19 protein-coding genes and 1 pseudogene are annotated in these 14,965 nt (G+C 52.7%); 9 read left to right on the top strand and 11 right to left on the bottom strand.

Features of this window, described 5'->3' with window-relative positions:
• The first annotated feature begins 75 nt into the window (after positions 1-75).
• Together METFOR_RS11985 and larE are read left to right on the top strand one after the other, a co-directional pair.
• A complete protein-coding gene (locus METFOR_RS11985; RefSeq protein WP_015286416.1) occupies positions 76-417 on the top strand; it encodes a transcriptional regulator in 342 nt (113 codons plus the stop codon).
• Positions 418-457: 40 nt separating this feature from the next.
• Positions 458-1,270: an ATP-dependent sacrificial sulfur transferase LarE gene (gene larE / locus METFOR_RS11980; protein ID WP_015286415.1), complete on the top strand. Its 813-nt coding sequence runs from the start codon at positions 458-460 to the stop codon at positions 1,268-1,270.
• 51 nt (positions 1,271-1,321) lie between these two features.
• Here the strand turns inward: larE and METFOR_RS11975 are convergent, their stop codons facing one another.
• Positions 1,322-1,603 carry a winged helix-turn-helix transcriptional regulator gene (locus METFOR_RS11975; RefSeq protein ID WP_267878671.1) on the bottom strand — a complete coding sequence of 94 codons (282 nt, stop codon included), beginning with the start codon at positions 1,601-1,603 and terminating at the stop codon, positions 1,322-1,324.
• A 349-nt stretch (positions 1,604-1,952) separates the two neighbouring features.
• On the opposite strand from METFOR_RS11975, the pseudogene METFOR_RS16230 reads away from it, so the two are divergent.
• From METFOR_RS16230 to METFOR_RS11965, 3 genes and pseudogenes are all read left to right on the top strand, one after another.
• A pseudogene (locus METFOR_RS16230) lies at positions 1,953-2,144 on the top strand (4Fe-4S dicluster domain-containing protein); the annotation flags it as partial.
• A gap of 21 nt (positions 2,145-2,165) precedes the next feature.
• Positions 2,166-3,110, top strand: a complete 945-nt coding sequence (locus METFOR_RS11970; RefSeq protein ID WP_048110986.1) for a (Fe-S)-binding protein — start codon at positions 2,166-2,168, stop codon at positions 3,108-3,110.
• Positions 3,107-4,030 (top strand): hypothetical protein, encoded by a 924-nt coding sequence (locus METFOR_RS11965; protein WP_015286413.1) that lies wholly within the window; start codon positions 3,107-3,109, stop codon positions 4,028-4,030. The genes METFOR_RS11970 and METFOR_RS11965 overlap by 4 nt, the downstream gene beginning before the upstream one ends.
• Before the next feature lie 7 nt (positions 4,031-4,037).
• Here the strand turns inward: METFOR_RS11965 and METFOR_RS11960 are convergent, their stop codons facing one another.
• A complete protein-coding gene (locus METFOR_RS11960; protein ID WP_015286412.1) occupies positions 4,038-4,409 on the bottom strand; it encodes a winged helix-turn-helix transcriptional regulator in 372 nt (123 codons plus the stop codon).
• 108 nt (positions 4,410-4,517) lie between these two features.
• On the opposite strand from METFOR_RS11960, the gene METFOR_RS11955 reads away from it, so the two are divergent.
• Positions 4,518-5,660: a permease gene (locus tag METFOR_RS11955; RefSeq protein WP_015286411.1), complete on the top strand. Its 1,143-nt coding sequence runs from the start codon at positions 4,518-4,520 to the stop codon at positions 5,658-5,660.
• A 181-nt stretch (positions 5,661-5,841) separates the two neighbouring features.
• Here the strand turns inward: METFOR_RS11955 and METFOR_RS11950 are convergent, their stop codons facing one another.
• On the bottom strand, positions 5,842-6,189 hold the full coding sequence (locus METFOR_RS11950; RefSeq protein WP_015286410.1) for a YnfA family protein: 348 nt from the start codon (positions 6,187-6,189) through the stop codon (positions 5,842-5,844).
• Between the two features lie 149 nt (positions 6,190-6,338).
• Between METFOR_RS11950 and METFOR_RS11945 the strand changes: the two genes are divergently transcribed.
• A complete protein-coding gene (locus METFOR_RS11945; protein WP_015286409.1) occupies positions 6,339-6,755 on the top strand; it encodes a TlpA family protein disulfide reductase in 417 nt (138 codons plus the stop codon).
• 108 nt (positions 6,756-6,863) lie between these two features.
• A complete protein-coding gene (locus tag METFOR_RS15665; RefSeq protein ID WP_158491386.1) occupies positions 6,864-7,034 on the top strand; it encodes a hypothetical protein in 171 nt (56 codons plus the stop codon).
• Between the two features lie 69 nt (positions 7,035-7,103).
• Here the strand turns inward: METFOR_RS15665 and METFOR_RS11940 are convergent, their stop codons facing one another.
• The 5 genes from METFOR_RS11940 to METFOR_RS11920 form a co-directional block, all read right to left on the bottom strand.
• On the bottom strand, positions 7,104-7,859 hold the full coding sequence (locus METFOR_RS11940) for a heparan-alpha-glucosaminide N-acetyltransferase (protein WP_015286407.1): 756 nt from the start codon (positions 7,857-7,859) through the stop codon (positions 7,104-7,106).
• A 19-nt stretch (positions 7,860-7,878) separates the two neighbouring features.
• Entirely contained in the window at positions 7,879-8,700 is an 822-nt protein-coding gene (gene artA, locus METFOR_RS11935; protein ID WP_015286406.1) for an archaeosortase A, read from the bottom strand.
• A gap of 90 nt (positions 8,701-8,790) precedes the next feature.
• Positions 8,791-9,945: a cytochrome c biogenesis protein CcdA gene (locus tag METFOR_RS11930; protein ID WP_015286405.1), complete on the bottom strand. Its 1,155-nt coding sequence runs from the start codon at positions 9,943-9,945 to the stop codon at positions 8,791-8,793.
• A gap of 27 nt (positions 9,946-9,972) precedes the next feature.
• Positions 9,973-10,818, bottom strand: a complete 846-nt coding sequence (locus tag METFOR_RS11925; protein ID WP_015286404.1) for a DUF63 family protein — start codon at positions 10,816-10,818, stop codon at positions 9,973-9,975.
• Between the two features lie 185 nt (positions 10,819-11,003).
• Positions 11,004-12,920 carry a heavy metal translocating P-type ATPase gene (locus METFOR_RS11920; protein ID WP_015286403.1) on the bottom strand — a complete coding sequence of 639 codons (1,917 nt, stop codon included), beginning with the start codon at positions 12,918-12,920 and terminating at the stop codon, positions 11,004-11,006.
• Between the two features lie 93 nt (positions 12,921-13,013).
• Here METFOR_RS11920 and METFOR_RS11915 point away from each other — a divergent pair, with 93 nt between their 5' ends.
• On the top strand, positions 13,014-13,418 hold the full coding sequence (locus METFOR_RS11915) for a winged helix-turn-helix transcriptional regulator (RefSeq protein ID WP_015286402.1): 405 nt from the start codon (positions 13,014-13,016) through the stop codon (positions 13,416-13,418).
• A 5-nt stretch (positions 13,419-13,423) separates the two neighbouring features.
• On the opposite strand, the gene METFOR_RS11910 is transcribed toward METFOR_RS11915, so the two are convergent.
• From METFOR_RS11910 to METFOR_RS11900, 3 genes are all read right to left on the bottom strand, one after another.
• Positions 13,424-13,810 (bottom strand): SHOCT domain-containing protein, encoded by a 387-nt coding sequence (locus METFOR_RS11910; protein ID WP_015286401.1) that lies wholly within the window; start codon positions 13,808-13,810, stop codon positions 13,424-13,426.
• Between the two features lie 356 nt (positions 13,811-14,166).
• Positions 14,167-14,538, bottom strand: coding sequence for a transcriptional regulator (locus tag METFOR_RS11905; protein WP_015286400.1), 372 nt, complete (start codon positions 14,536-14,538; stop codon positions 14,167-14,169).
• Positions 14,539-14,592: 54 nt separating this feature from the next.
• The gene (locus METFOR_RS11900) at positions 14,593-14,898 is read right to left on the bottom strand and encodes a hypothetical protein (RefSeq protein WP_015286399.1); all 306 of its coding nucleotides are present in this window, start codon (positions 14,896-14,898) and stop codon (positions 14,593-14,595) included.
• Positions 14,899-14,965 lie beyond the last annotated feature (67 nt).

The raw sequence follows: 14,965 nt of genomic DNA, 5'->3' as shown, positions 1-14,965 counted from the left end.
AGTTCCAGAACCAATTCACAATTGTGAATGCAATAAGTAATTTCACCCTTGACAAAATAAAAAGGTTGTGATGTGATGGAAGCCCCTTGTCAGAGAATTGTCTGGGATGTGTTGCCCGCGATCCGTGCGGCGATAGCCGTTGAACTGGTGAAATGCGGCGTGTCCCAGGTTGAGTCGGCGCGGATGCTTGAGATCGCTCCCTCCGCAGTATCCCAGTACCTGTCAGGAAAACGCGGGTACCGCATCGAGTTCGAGAACGAAGTGAAACGGTCGATAGAACTTCTTGCTGAGGATTTGAAAGATGGAAAAAAAGTCAACCTTGTGCAGCGCACCTGCGAGATCTGCCGGCAATTGCGCGAGGGGGATGAACAGTGCGGCGGGCCATCCGGATCGGCGTCGGAACGATGCGGGACATAATACCGGAATTAACGACCTTTTCCCCCGTATCCGGTGTTTCATGGACATAACCGATAAGAAAAGCATCCTTGTACAGAGTATCCGGGAGCGGGGATCGATGCTCGTTGCGTTCTCCGGCGGCGTGGACAGCACGCTCCTTGCAATGCTGGCAAAAGAGGTTCTCGGCAACAGAAGCTGGTGCGTCCTGCTCGACAGTCCGGTCGTACCGCGGAAAGCTGTGGAACAGGCACAGAAAATTGCCGCTGACTATGGACTCCAGCTCGAGACGATCTCTATTCCGCAGATGGACCATGAAAAATTCCGGAAAAATCCCCCGGACCGGTGTTATCACTGTAAAAAAATCTCGGCACAGTACCTGAAACAACGGGCCAAGGAGTTGGGCTTTACCTGCATCGCCGATGGTATCAACGTCTCTGACACCCTTGAGCACCGGCCCGGTCTTATAGCATCAAGCGAAGAGGGAATTGTCCATCCATTTATTGAAGCCGGGATCACCAAGCAGGACATACGGGAGATCGCCCGTGAATGCGGACTTCCCGTCTGGCAAAAACCCTCTGCTGCCTGCCTTTCATCACGGATCCCTTATGGCGAAGAAATAACGTTTGACAAACTCCGAATGATCGAACGGGCGGAAGCGTTCCTTTCAGCCCGGGGTTTTTCCCAGCTCCGTGTACGGCTGCACGGCCATGTTGCCCGGATAGAAGTATTGCCGGAAGATATCCCAAACATTCTCTCAATCCGGAATGACGTTGTCAAATCCCTCAGGTCTATCGGGTTTGCCTATATCACCCTCGACCTTGAAGGATACCGGAGCGGAAGTATGGACGAGGTGCTCAGTTCAGCCAGCTTGTAGCAGGTCCAGATGAAAAGGGAGGATTCCAGCACAGGAACACTGCGATAATCTTCACTTTTTCTTCTTCGGTCCGCACACAATAATTTCATCATCGTTGATCATCGGGATCTTCATGTGCTCGATGGCCCAGTCGCAGAGGGCATTGAGGAGCGGGATGATGCTCTTCCCGAGCGGCGTGAGCGAATATTCGACCTTGGGCGGGACCTGGGTGTATACTTTCCTTTTGATAACCCCGTCCTGCTCCAGCTCGCGCAACTGTTTTGCCAGCATCACATCGGTAATACCGGGGATCGCCCGCTTGATCTCGCTGAACCGGAGCACGCGTTTCCGCAGGAACCAGATTTTCCATTCCCTCGAACATTAAAAAAATCTGCATTGTCCCATGTTCCCGTTCCCTGTTTTCACGTAAAAAAATGGCGTCTCATCATATAAATCGCGGAACCGGATTTCAATAAAAATGGAAATCGACTACAATTATCAGCTATTTTTTCCGATAATGTGGGGTATCAGCACCCATCACAGATCGATTCTCTAAAAAATAATTGATCGCATTATCCCGACAAATTGCGGTAATATCTGCCTCGAGGTTTTTATTTATCACGCATAATCCCCAACACAAAACATTCACAATTGTGAATACGCCGGGCAGACCGATTGATTACAATTTCAAAGGTTGAACACCATGAGTGAAATTCAAACGATTATCGACAGTTGTATTGGGTGTGGTATCTGCACAGAAGACTGTGACTTTCTGTCAAAATACGGTGCAGGTCCCAAAGAACTTGCAGAGCATTTCCGGGAAAACAGTTATAGTGATGATCCGATCATTCCCTATTCCTGTAATCTCTGCGGGTTATGTGAAGTCAGATGCCCTGAAGGCCTGAATGTCGGCAAAATGATATTTGAGATACGCGAAGAGATGGTAAACGCCGGTCGTGCTCCCCTCCCCCGGCACACTCCGATCAAAGAGATCCAGCAGTTCTACATATCCGATGAAATCAGAGTCACACTACCGGCCCCCGGGAAAGAAAAAGCACAGTTTCTCTTCTTCCCGGGTTGTGCCCTTTCTGCATATTCTCCGGACCTCGTCCTGCAAACCTATGAGCATATCTGCAAAAGCCTGCCGGAGACCGGTATTATGCTCGGTTGCTGCGGTGGACCGGTATACCTGCTTGGCGATACAGGTACTGCTACGAAAATCGAGGATGGGATCGCTGAGGACTTCCGGCGGATGGGTGCCACTGGGATCATTACTGCCTGCCCGTACTGCTATCAACTCCTTAAAATGAACCGGCCAGAACTGAACCCCATCTCGCTCTATACGATTCTTGAAGAGATAGGAATTCCCGCACAGAAGTCTGCTCATCATGCGCCCTACACGATTCACGATCCCTGCTCGACCAGGAACGAGCGGGGGATCCAGGAAAGTGCCCGTGTACTCCTCCGGCAGAGCGGACACGAATTTATCGAGACCGGGCATAGTGGCAGGACCACGCACTGTTGCGGCATGGGTGGAATGGTCTATGCCGCAAACGCCGAAGTTGGTGCTGCGAAGACCAGGCGGACGATCGAGGAAGCGAAAGGGGAGATCGTCACCTATTGCGCCACATGCCGTGAGACAATTGCCGGCCAGAAAGGGCAGATCGTTCATTTGCTTGACCTGATCTTCAATCCTGCATGGAAGGCAGCCGGTCAGGTACCCCCAAAAGACCCACAGATCGCGAAAGAAAATCTCCGGTCGCTCAAAAAGAAACTTGTTGCGCTGTCAACAAAAAAAGCAGTTCAAAAGAAAACTCCATCAAAGAAAAAGCCGGGAAAAATTCGAGGTAACCTGACATGACACTCAACCAGCAACCCCTTCGCGGGATCATCCCGATTATCTTTGTACTTATAGCATCTGTCCTCTTCATCCTTATGGGAAAAATTTTCTTCGGCCTGGATGCTGCCATGTTGAGCGTGTATGCCCTCTTCTTTGTATGGACTGCATTCCTGATCTCGATGTGCGACCGCTGGCCGGTTCAGAAACTCCGGCAGCCGGTTGCAGGTTTCATTTTTCTTGCAGTAGCCCTGATTATCGGTATCCTGCACCCGGTCATTATGCAGGTTCTCGGTTTTTCACCTGACTTCTACTGGCCACTCATCTCGAACCTTTTTCTCGGTATTGGCATTCTGATCGCATTTGGCAACAAACTCGTTGATGGATTCACCCAGCCAACGGCAATTGCATTAAACGCACTCTTCTGTTATGTGCTGGCTATCCTGCTCATCCAGGTCTTTGGTATGGTTCCTGCGATCTGGTTTGCAATCTTTGTGTTCGTGGTCTTCTGGCTGGAGTTCTGGCCGGTCAATCAGATCCCCCAGCCGGCAAAAGGTATCCTTGCATTTGTCCTTATCGGGGCAATTACGCTCGTCCTTGAGTATGGATTCAAAGCTGCCGGCACAGACTTTTTCAAACCTGAAGCTGGCCTCTGGTTTGTTCTCTTCGTATGGTGGCTGGTCGCCACCTCCTGGCAACTGGAGACCTGGCCGGTCAAACTGGTTGCACAACCGGTAAAAGCGATCGCAGGTCTGGGTGTATCGATAATCCTGACATTTGCATCGTATTATGCGATCGTGTCAGTGTTCCGGTTCGATCCGGGCACTGTCGGAGGATTTGTCTGGGTCTTTGTCGCGTGGCTCTATACTTGGGAGATCGTGCTGGGCAAGTGGCCAGCTGACCGTTCATCTCCGAAAGAAGATCCTTCGGCCACGAAACAATAATCTTCCTTCACTTTTTCTTCTTCGGGCCGCACACTAAAATCTCATCATCGTCAATCATCGGGATCTTCATGTGCTCGATGGCCCAGTCGCAGAGGGCATTGAGGAGCGGGATGATGCTCTTCCCGAGCGGCGTGAGCGAATATTCGACCTTGGGCGGGACCTGGGTGTATACTTTCCTTTTGATAACCCCGTCCTGCTCCAGCTCGCGCAACTGTTTTGCCAGCATCACATCGGTAATACCGGGGATCGCCCGCTTGATCTCGCTGAACCGGAGCACACGTTTCCGCAGGAACCAGATAATCAGCGGCTTCCATTTCCCGCCGATCACATCGAGCGTACCTTCGACCGGGCAGAAATAACACGAGGGATCTTTCATCATGATGTATCACTATGTTTTTGCATAGTATATTAAATCAGAATTAGTATCCTCTATAAATTTAGTGCTGGCTGACATTTCATCATCATTTTATTCCTGACTGGTGAAACCGTGTTTGAAGAACAGCTGACCCTCGCATTCAATGAATTTGTCCACGTTGCCCTCGTACTCGTGATCCTTATCGCCATTATCTCGGTCCTTACCGGTATCATGCGTGAATATGTCCCGCAGGAAAAGATCCAGAAACGCCTTGGAAGCGGTCTCGGGAGGAAAGGACCCATTGTCGGGGCGCTTTTAGGAATACTTACTCCCTTCTGCAGTGCCTCGATGGTACCGGTTTCCATGGGTATGATAGAATCAAAAGTTCCCTTCTCAACCGTATTGGCATTTTTGTTCTCGGCTCCTGTCTGCAACTTCATGGTCGTGGGGATCATCTTCGGCGTCTTCGGCTGGCAAATCGCTCTCGTGTATTTCGTCATAACGCTTGTCATGGCAATTATCGGCGGGGCGTTCCTGGGCAACACCCGGCTGAAACACGAGGTCAAAGAAGTGATGACCTTCGTGCAATCCTGCGGTTGTGCATCGGTACCTGAGACCCCGTCCGCGTGCGGGTGCTCTGCCACGGTATCGCAGCCGGCATGCCGGCCCATACCCTGTTGCGGGTCCCCTGCACCCGAGCCGGTCCCCACGTGCGGAAGTACGGGTACCGCGACAAAGCAGGAGCCGGCATGCGTCTCTGCACCAGTACCGGATCCCGTCCCGACATCCGGGTGTTGTGGAACCGCGGCGCCAGATGTGGAGTATTCATCGGGAAATTTCTGGGAACGCAACCGGCCCCGGCTCATCCGCAGTATGCCGTTTGCCCGGGCATTGTTTGTGCAGATCATCCCGTACGTGCTCATCGGTGCAGCGATCAGTGGTATCTGTGCAGCGTTCCTCCCGGCATCGATTGTTGAAGCCTACGTAGGGAACTCAAACCTGCTCGCGATTCCCATCGCGGCTGCAATCGGTGTCCCGCTCTATCTGAGAATCGAGATGGCGATCCCGCTGCTTTCGGTCCTCCTCACCAAAGGTATGAGCCTCGGTGCGGCCATGGCCCTCCTCATCGGAGGGACCGGTGCAAGCCTGCCGGAGATTGCGATCCTCGGATCTATGCTCAAACCCAAGGCTATTGCTGCCTATGTCCTCTGGGTGTTCGTCACGGCAACGCTGGGAGGGTTTGTCTTCTATGCAGTGTTTGTCGGGATGGCATAGTCAGGGAGGTCGGTCGGGATGGAGAACAGGGAAAACGGGAAAAAACTGGCAGCCGACCCGGCCTACCTGATGATAGCGTTGAAAAACAGGTGAAAGCAGATCATCCAAAATTCTAAAAAAAAGAAGATACAATCAATGACCAAATTTCAAGAACTTACCGTTTATAATGTATTTTAAAGAATTATATGCCGGGAGGGATTATTCCGGACCGTGGCCAGTACATGATAATAAACACGCCGACCAGCGCGATAGCGGCCCCGATGATATCAAACCGGTCCGGCACAACATGATCGATCTGCCAGCCCCAGAGCAGGGCAAGCACAATAAAGATCCCGCCGTATGCTGCATACACTCTTCCGAAATTTTCCGTTTGCAGGGTCGGGATGATCCCGTACAGGATGAGAATAACAGCACCAAGCGCGGCATATTCGATACCTTTCCCTTCCCGTATCCAGAGCCAGACCAGATATCCCCCACCGATCTCACACAGGCCGGCGAGGATGAAGAGAAAAAGTGACTGGAGAACCATGCAGTCAGTACTGCTTTTCCGGATTGGAAAAAAGTTACCGCTTGACTACCCGCTTCACGGTCCCCGCTGACAACAAATTGGCGGCAAGAATTGCCGACACTCGCTCGTTCTTATCGTGATCGGGAAAACCGGTATAAGGAAATACCCTTATGGATAAAGTCATCAAAATTTCAGCACTGTTGTTTGCAGCGATTATTCTTTGCACCGTACTGGCGTTCGTCTTTCCCGGCATGCCTTCCGGTCAGACAATTCCGGAGAGTGCGGGGTCCGATACTCCCGGTAAGGTAATCGTGTACTTTTTCTATGGCCAGGAATGCCCGCACTGTGAAAAGGTCATGCCGTTCATGCAGTCTCTTCCGCAGAAATATCCGGATGTGGATTTCCGCATGCTGGAGACCTGGCATAATGAGACCAACAATAAGCTCTCCGCATCCCTCAATCAGCAACTGGGTGTCAGCAATCCCGGTGTCCCGGAGGTCATTGTGGGCAAGGTGGTACTCGTTGGCTCGAAGGATATTCCCGAAAAACTGGACCAGGTAATTCTCGCCGAACTAAAAAAGCGCTGACAAAAACCCGCAGTCTATCCATAAGGCAGCGTCGGGATCCCTGGATTGGACCTCCGGGGAGATTCCGGGAGAGAGGTCTATTTATCAACATGATGAGAATATATGAAAATGAACGTTAAGGCCCTGAGCGCACCCCTGGTTGAAGGATCTATCTATGGGCTTATCGTTGTAATCCTGCTGATTGCGTTTCATACACCCATAGCATTTGCCATTGTTGTGGGTATTATTATCGGGGCTATTGCGGTTTTTATTCTGAAGGGATCTTCCCTGGAGAATTAAATCCCTGTTCCAATCTTGTATCTGTCTCTCTTTTTTCGCTTCCTTTTTTTTGAATACAGGATCCCCCGGTCAAACCGGTACCTTTCCTGTGAAAACCAGCAGGAGAAGAATAATAATTGGCTGGTGCACCAGGTAGATCACCAGAGAGTGTTTTCCGGCAAATTCCAGTACCGAACTCCATCCCGGCAACGAAAAAGGTAGAGAAAACCTTCGTGTACCGTCAGGGTACAAGAGGGACCCCACACCCATACCGATCAACACCACGCCGAACCAGGGGAAGAGCGGTGTATAATCAACAGACCAGAATGGTGCCGGGTGGATCCCGAGCGGGAGCAGCCAGGCAGGTCCGGGACTGTTCCCGATCGCGAGTCCAATCAAGATACAGATTCCTCCCATCAGCAGGTTGGATAAACCGAACCGGTAAAAAAAGGGTGCCAGGATGATCGAGATCCCAATGAGGTGCAGGATGCCGAAGATGACGTATCCTTCACCAAGATACCACCAGGTTCCCAGCGTGACCAGGATACCGAGTGCAAAGATCCCCGCACCCCGGTACAGGAACTTTCGGTACAGTTGCCAGCCGGATATCGTTTCAGCGGTCCGGGCATAGCTCAGGGAGAACGACACTCCCACAATTAAGAGGAACAACGATGCCGTTGACAGCCCGAAATACCGCCAGAACCCGCTGCTGGTACTGACCGGGAAGATATCAAAATAACCGAGATCAAAGACGAGATGAAAAATCACCATCATCAGGATCGCGATGCCGCGGACACCATCGATTTCCCGGTACCGCGATCCCTGATCCCGTATCCCGTCAGACATTCCTATCCCGGGTCTCCCTTCAGTCTCTCCTGTATCTGATTAATGCCCGGGCTTCGTTGAGGTAAAGATTCACCAGTTCCCGGGTGAAATCAGCAAGTCCCGGGATAACCCTGAGAAGAGCCAGGGTTATAGCGATAAGAACTCCCAGCGACAGGACCTCGGCAAAGACGTTATGCGCCCAGAAGAAACTCGCATACCCTGCCCCGAACTCGGTAGTGCCGGTCGGGTCGGGGATGAAAGCAAACCACTGGTCCGACCATGCAATGATCACACCTGCAACGCGGAGGAGGTTGAGGATATAGATGGTGGGAACTACGAGGAGGAATGCGTACACTCCCTGTCTGATCGAGAGATCCCGGGAACCTGCCGCGACCCCGAGCAGGATTGCCATCGCGGTGATCCCGGTGCAGGCAAGGATGATCTCGGTTGAAAACCCGTTCCGCATGATGATGTTCCATCCTTCAAGCTGTGCATCCCGGCCAAAGATATGAAGCAGCCAGACAACCTGCTGGACGACGATCGCGATAAGCGCATCCCGGAACACGGAGATAAACGCGAACGGGACATAGATGAGTGTGCCGACGGCAGCGGCATTTGACAACTGCATCACGATCGGACTGTCAGTGAGAAGCTCCCGGATGGTGATTGCCAGAAACGGTACCGACAGGACTGCTATTGCCGGGTACAGGAAATTATCCAGCGTGAGATACCCGGGGACTTCGATCAGGAGATTGACTACGATGAGCGTCCAGCCGGCGATGGCAGCATACTTTTTCCCCCGCCCTGCTACGAGAAAAATGATGAACGCGATAAATGCCAGGAGGATCAGAATTTCTGTCATGCCATTATCCTGGTATTCTTTCCGAGACCCGGGTTATCCGGGCCGGCCCGGTGTACGAAATCCAGGGCACCCCGCGGCTTTGTGTTCATGTTATACCGCCCCGCTCAGCATCAGTGCCCCGAGTGCAACCATGACGATACCCATGACCAGGCGTACCCAGCGTTTGCTTCCCGACCGGAATGTTTCCATCCGTTCCGGAGTCCCGCCCCAGTACATCAGGATGAGGATGAGGATCAGGGGGAGCACGAAGATCAGGTTATACAGCAGCAGGTACGGGATCCCTTCGGCAAGCGTCATGCGGTCGCCCAGGAGCCCAAGGATCGCCAGGTAAATCCCGCCGGTACATGGCAGCTCGACCATGCTGACCAGCGCCCCGAGAACGATGGCGGACGGGACGGATGCCCGCTTGATGTACCGGTCGATAGCACCCTTCTGCGAGACCGGGATCGCGAGCGTGAAGATCTCGCGTTTGAGGAGGACCTCGGCAATGTTGATGAGCCCGGTAATAAGTGCGACAATCGCGGCCAGCGTGAAGACGATGCCGGTCAGGCCGATCTGCTGGACAACGGTGAGGAGCCCCAACCCGGCGACGAAATACACGACAAAGACCGTGGTGATATACGTGCAGCCGACAAGAACGATCCGGCGCCGCTCCCCGAGCGATGACAGGTACGCGAGCAGGAGGATCAGGACTGCAAAGGCGCACGGATTGACGCTGTCGATGACTGCGGCGATCACGATCGAAGGGACAGTCAGGTCAACGGGCTTGGCCGGCGAAATGTCGAACGGGAGTCCGACAGACTTCGTATTGGTTGCCGGGCAGACGCTGGGATTTGCGGTGTACCAGACAATCCGCTCTTCAAGTTCCGTGCGGATGGCTGTTTCACCGACAAGTGCCCGGTCCCCGATGAAGAGAGTTGGGACCCCTTTCTCGGTCACCCCGTACCGCTGCTGGAACTCCGCGAACATGGCCTGGTTCGTGGTATTGAAATATACTTCATACGTTTTCAGCTGCACCTGCGGATATTGTGCGGCAAGCGCTTCGATAACAGGTTTTGCCCGTTCGCAGTGCGGGCATCCCTGCCCATAGAACACGTAGATACAGATGGTGTGCTCCTCCCCGCAGGCCGGGTGCAGAGGGCATGCTCCCTCTCCACCTGACGCAGCCGAGACCGGCAATGCAAGAAGGAGCAGGCTCAGGAATACGATTACGGCTCCTGTCAGCACACTGCAATTCTGTTTCATCTCTTTTCTGACCTGCCACAACGGAATTTACGTGAACAATATCATTCGGACCATGTCCCGCACGCCCGGTGCAAATCCCACAATGATCATAGCAAGCAGGACCAGGTGCCAGAAGACCGGGGCTGCTTCCTTCCGGTACTGCTGGAGAATATAAATCGCAGGGAACAGGATTACCAGTTTTAAGGGGAACATCGAGAATGCCGTCCCGGTCCATGCAATCAGGGCTCCCCCGACAACATGGGCTTCGTTGTATGCCATGGAGTGAAGGTCGATACCATAACTCGTGGCACTTGCATCCAACAACTGCCCGAAGATGAGCACGCAATAGAGCGGATCGCTTACATATTCCCATTTGAGCACATACCGCATGAATCCCCAGACACCGGCAGAGATGACAATTGCCAGACCCATGATGATGAGAAGGACACTCACCGCAACCTGCGAATAGGTCAGCCCCCACCATACCAGGAATGCTGCGGAGATCGTGCAGGCGAGTGTTCCGATCCCGGCATACCCGGTATGGTAGGAGGCGATGATCCCGGCACGCTCCAGGGTCCGCGACAGCAGGAGCGCCGCGACGGTGAAGAAGAACAGGACGAAATAAATCAGCGGCGTGATCAGGAGGAAACGAATGTCGGACGTGATGAAACCGGTGTCTTCCACAACCCGCAGGAGTCCCCCAAGGACAATGAACGGGACGGTAGCAAGGACAAATTTCCTATCCACCGAGATTCCTGTACTGTTCAGCCACCGGTAGATGAGGTACACTGCAATGATGAGGATGATTGCATAGGTCAGGGTGTCCACAACATTGTACGGCTGTCCGTACCGGATGGGATCAATGTAATACTTTGTGATGAATTCGGCAATCATGGTTTCAGGTCCTGGTGTGCCGGCAGGAGCCGGCAGAGAGGGAAGATCAGGTTCCGGAATGATTCACAATTGTTATTTTTTATAGGGTATAGTCCTTGGTATCCGGGATTCGTGCTTGTCAGAGATTTTTGCTTAATGCAGACCGATGAGAGAAGTGGAAATGTGAGAATTGCGAGCGGCAGCTATTACCGCTTCGCAACCCGCAGGCCGTTCCCTACCGCGAGGAGTTCGGACGCCTCGTGGAAGATCACCGCAAGGGTCACTCCGAGAACCCCGAGCAGGGCACCGGGGATAAGGATGGCAAGCACGGCAACCGAGAAGACAATGTTCTGGTTAGAGATGGACAGGGCTTTCTTCCCGAATGCAATGGCCTCCGGCACCTTGGACAGGTCGTCGGCCATGAGCGCCACATCGGCCGCCTCGATTGCCGCATCGGTGCCGATCGTCCCCATTGCCACACCGACCGTGGCTTTGGCAAGGGCCGGGGCATCGTTGATGCCGTCGCCGATCATGACGACCGCCCCATACTTCTCTTTGAGCGACTCGATTGCCGCGGTCTTGTCCTCCGGTTTCAGATCGGCCCGGATATCATCGATACCGAGATCCGCTGCCACTGCTTTTGCCGTAACCCCGTTGTCTCCGGTCAGCATGATGGTTGCAACACCCATGGTGTGGAGCTCATCGATCATGGCCTTTGCATTCGGCCGGACCTGGTCCCGCATGGCAATGAGGCCGATGATCTTCTCCTGCGTTCCTACGAATATGACCGTCTTTCCTTCAGCCCGGAGTTTGTCGATGGTACGCTGGGTTTCTGCATTCCTGGTTGGACCGGTGAAATACTCCGGTCTGCCGGCGAACCATGGGGTCCCGCCGATAATTGCCGTAGCGGCCTGACCGGGAAGGGCGCATTCACCCACCGCCTCGTGTGGCTGGAGGTTATCGGTTTCCGCACGCTTTACTATTGCCCGGGCGATTGGGTGATCGGAGCAGCGCTCAACCGTATACGCAATCCGGAGGACTGCGGTTTCATCTCCATTCAGCGCAACGACATCGGTCACAGCCGGGGTCCCGGTCGTAAGCGTCCCGGTCTTGTCGAATGCGACCGCTTTTGTCTTCCCGAGGTTCTCAAGGTGGATACCTCCCTTGATGAGAATGCCGCGTTTCCCGGCCGATCCAATTCCTGCTGCAACCGCGATCGGAGTAGACATGACCAGTGCACATGGTGCTGCTGCAACAAGGAGCACCACGCCCCGTATTGCCAGATCGTTGAACGGGATGCCAAAGAACGGCGGGACAATGATAAGAACGAGGGATATGAAGAAGATCGCCGGGGTATACTTCCGCCCGAACTTCTCGATGAAGGCCTGCGTCTTTCCCTTCTGCTCCTGCGCCTCCTCGACCATATGGATCATCTTCATCAGGGAGTTGTCCTTAAACGTCGCGGTTGCCCGTACCTCCAGGGCGCCATCGACATTCAGGGTTGCTGCGAAGACCTTCATGCCCTCCTGCTTCTCTGCGGGTACGGATTCGCCGGTGACTGCCGCCTCATTGATACTGGACCGGCCTTTTACAATGATCCCATCCGTGGGAATGCCGGCGCCGGGTTTCACCAGGAACATATCCCCGACTTGCAGCTGTTCGGCCGGGATCACCTGTTCGGTCCCGTTCCGGATCAGGACCGCTTCCTTCGGCGCAAGGTCCAGCAGTTTCCGGATCGATGCACGTGTCCGGGCGTACGTGATATGCTCCACGCCTTCGGCTGCAGCGTACAGGATGACCAGCGTTGCTGCCTCGTCCCAGAGCCCGAGGACGATTGCCCCCAGCGCTGCGGCGATCATCAGCATCTCGATGTCGATCGCGTGCTCGTGGATCAGCTCCTCAAATCCTTCCTTCGCCCAGTGATACGCCCCGATCGGGATAGCGATGAGGAAAAACAGGTTCTCAACCTGTCCCGGGATAATACCCAGGTGACCAAGTATGAGTCCGATTCCTGCAATCACTCCGGCAATCAGCGCGTTGCGGAGCGGGGGAAAACCGTACCATTCCCCGTCATAACCTCCATCATCGTCGCCGTCGCATTTTTTTGAACATGCATGACCCATGATATCCTCTCCCGTTACCGGTAATTTCCTGATAGATAGTATCCGTTTAATAGTTGATAAGCAGAAAAGTAACGCACCAGGTAGGTAGTATCCATGAAGAAACCTCCCGTTGTAAATGATGATATCTGTTTCTGCCCGTTGTCCGGGATCCTCGATGTGATCGCGAAGAAATGGGCGCTCCTGATCATTGCTATCCTTGGTAACGAAGGTGAGAAGGGATTCAATGAACTCAAAAAAGATCTCGGTTGCATCAGTCCGAAGCCGCTCTCGGATACGCTGAAAAACCTTGAGCGGATAGGGCTCGTGAGCAAGAAAGTTCTGAAGACCTCGCCGCCGACCGTGAAGTACTCGCTTACGTCCGATGGCCGGGAATTGCGGGAACATCTGATCCCCATGCTTCTTTGGGTTTCGGAACGGGGCGGGCAGGATATGCCGGGGTGCCCGATACGGGCGCGGAATACTTCCCCTGCAACAAGGGAAACGTCAAGGGGAAAATAAAGAGATTACTTTTTCAGCTCTTCGCTCATCCTCTGGAACTGCTCGCTTGTGATCTCCCCTTTCGCATACCGCTCCTTCAGGATGTCTATCGCAGTCTTCCCTTCCGTGATTTTATTCCCACTGCTTTCCCGGAGAATGACGTACAGTATCAGTGCCAGGATCCCAATCATCGGGATGATGATCAGTATCCACCACAGAAGGCCATTCATGCCGCGTTTGTTTGCATCCTGGTACACGAAGTAACCGATTATGAGGAAGATGATGAACCATACAAGCATCATCCACCACATGCCGAAGAACGGGAAACCCCAGCCGCCATAGCCGCCCATGCAGGCGTCTCCGCTCCCCCACCATGAATCCATCATGTATGCCATGAGGGAGGAATGTTCCATTCGTCATGATAAATGTTGGGTATCAGGCAAAATAAGATCACTACTGTGTACCTGATCCAAAATAACCTCAATTTGGCCTCCTTTTCTTGGTCCCCTTCCCGGAAAACCCCGTAAAATCGAGATTTTCCAACCTCTTAAAAAATACGCTTTAAATGAACCCCGTTTGCCAAAATACGGCAGAATTGCACCTCATTAAAACGGCACCGGGGCCCTTTTTACAGGCCCTTTTTTGCCACGATGTTTACCCCTTCCGGCCCTGAGAAAGGCCGTCAGAACGCGAATATGAGCCCCGGTCTTTCTGACGGTGAGATTATAAAAAACGATGAATAAGAAAAAACGGGAATGAAGGGTCTATTTCAGATATGATCTCTGATTTTCTTTACGAGGGTGAGTTGTTTGTTCACCTCGTTTTTCGTATTCTTCTCGATTGCCGCAATAATATCCTTGACAGGCATTGCCAAGGCATAGATCTTATTCGGTCGTCCTTTCCTCACTGATGGGGTATCCCTTCTCGATATCCACCCCTGTTCGGCCATGTATTTGACTGCCAGGCTGACTTCCGGCTGGCGCAGGCCGATTCCGCGTTCGAGTGCCCAGGATGTCGCCTCTTGTGTATTCACGAGGAATACCAGGACCTTTGCAACATTTTTTTTCAATCCGATATCGATCAGCAGATTGGCGAATTCTTCTTCCGTCTCGGTAAAATACTGAATCACTTCTTCTCTCATTAGATCACCATGCTTCTTTGAATTTCATTAAATTACGTTGACAAATGACTGATTTTATCCCTGAACGATTTGAGGAGTGTCGATTTTTTCTCTACCGGTAATTCTGTTAATAAGAGCAACGAGAATTCGATAGGTCTTGTAGAACCTGTATCCGAGGTAGAACGCGAGAAAAGAGAATAAGGCAGAAAAAAAATACCAGCCCGTCCCAAGTTCGCAGGCGTATTCTCCCCCGGTCTCAATGAACATGCGGTTGCAGCGGTAGGGAGCGATGATGAGCAAAACAATCACCGTGTCGAAAGTGACGATGAACATCAGCCACGTAACGACAGCTTCCCAGGTAGGAGTGGTAGACTCTGCCATATTGTATTTGATATAAAAGTAATTGATATTATACCCTTCTTTTTATTGTTTGGCCGGCACGCGGACG

Origin of the sequence: Methanoregula formicica SMSP, assembly GCF_000327485.1 — an archaeon.
GTDB lineage: Archaea > Halobacteriota > Methanomicrobia > Methanomicrobiales > Methanospirillaceae > Methanoregula > Methanoregula formicica.
The sequence above is the reverse complement of the archived record's forward strand: the minus strand, read 5'-3'. Positions and strand labels throughout refer to the sequence as shown.

Coding starts and splice junctions, on each gene's coding strand:
- METFOR_RS11985 (WP_015286416.1), top strand. CDS start 76: ATGGAAGCCCCTTGTCAGAGAATTGTCTGGGATGTGTTGCCCGCGATC.
- larE (WP_015286415.1), top strand. CDS start 458: ATGGACATAACCGATAAGAAAAGCATCCTTGTACAGAGTATCCGGGAG.
- METFOR_RS11970 (WP_048110986.1), top strand. CDS start 2,166: ATGATATTTGAGATACGCGAAGAGATGGTAAACGCCGGTCGTGCTCCC.
- METFOR_RS11965 (WP_015286413.1), top strand. CDS start 3,107: ATGACACTCAACCAGCAACCCCTTCGCGGGATCATCCCGATTATCTTT.
- METFOR_RS11960 (WP_015286412.1), bottom strand. CDS start 4,409: ATGATGAAAGATCCCTCGTGTTATTTCTGCCCGGTCGAAGGTACGCTC.
- METFOR_RS11950 (WP_015286410.1), bottom strand. CDS start 6,189: ATGGTTCTCCAGTCACTTTTTCTCTTCATCCTCGCCGGCCTGTGTGAG.
- METFOR_RS11945 (WP_015286409.1), top strand. CDS start 6,339: ATGGATAAAGTCATCAAAATTTCAGCACTGTTGTTTGCAGCGATTATT.
- METFOR_RS15665 (WP_158491386.1), top strand. CDS start 6,864: ATGAACGTTAAGGCCCTGAGCGCACCCCTGGTTGAAGGATCTATCTAT.
- METFOR_RS11940 (WP_015286407.1), bottom strand. CDS start 7,859: ATGTCTGACGGGATACGGGATCAGGGATCGCGGTACCGGGAAATCGAT.
- artA (WP_015286406.1), bottom strand. CDS start 8,700: ATGACAGAAATTCTGATCCTCCTGGCATTTATCGCGTTCATCATTTTT.
- METFOR_RS11930 (WP_015286405.1), bottom strand. CDS start 9,945: ATGAAACAGAATTGCAGTGTGCTGACAGGAGCCGTAATCGTATTCCTG.
- METFOR_RS11925 (WP_015286404.1), bottom strand. CDS start 10,818: ATGATTGCCGAATTCATCACAAAGTATTACATTGATCCCATCCGGTAC.
- METFOR_RS11920 (WP_015286403.1), bottom strand. CDS start 12,920: ATGGGTCATGCATGTTCAAAAAAATGCGACGGCGACGATGATGGAGGT.
- METFOR_RS11915 (WP_015286402.1), top strand. CDS start 13,014: ATGAAGAAACCTCCCGTTGTAAATGATGATATCTGTTTCTGCCCGTTG.
- METFOR_RS11910 (WP_015286401.1), bottom strand. CDS start 13,810: ATGGAACATTCCTCCCTCATGGCATACATGATGGATTCATGGTGGGGG.
- METFOR_RS11905 (WP_015286400.1), bottom strand. CDS start 14,538: ATGAGAGAAGAAGTGATTCAGTATTTTACCGAGACGGAAGAAGAATTC.
- METFOR_RS11900 (WP_015286399.1), bottom strand. CDS start 14,898: ATGGCAGAGTCTACCACTCCTACCTGGGAAGCTGTCGTTACGTGGCTG.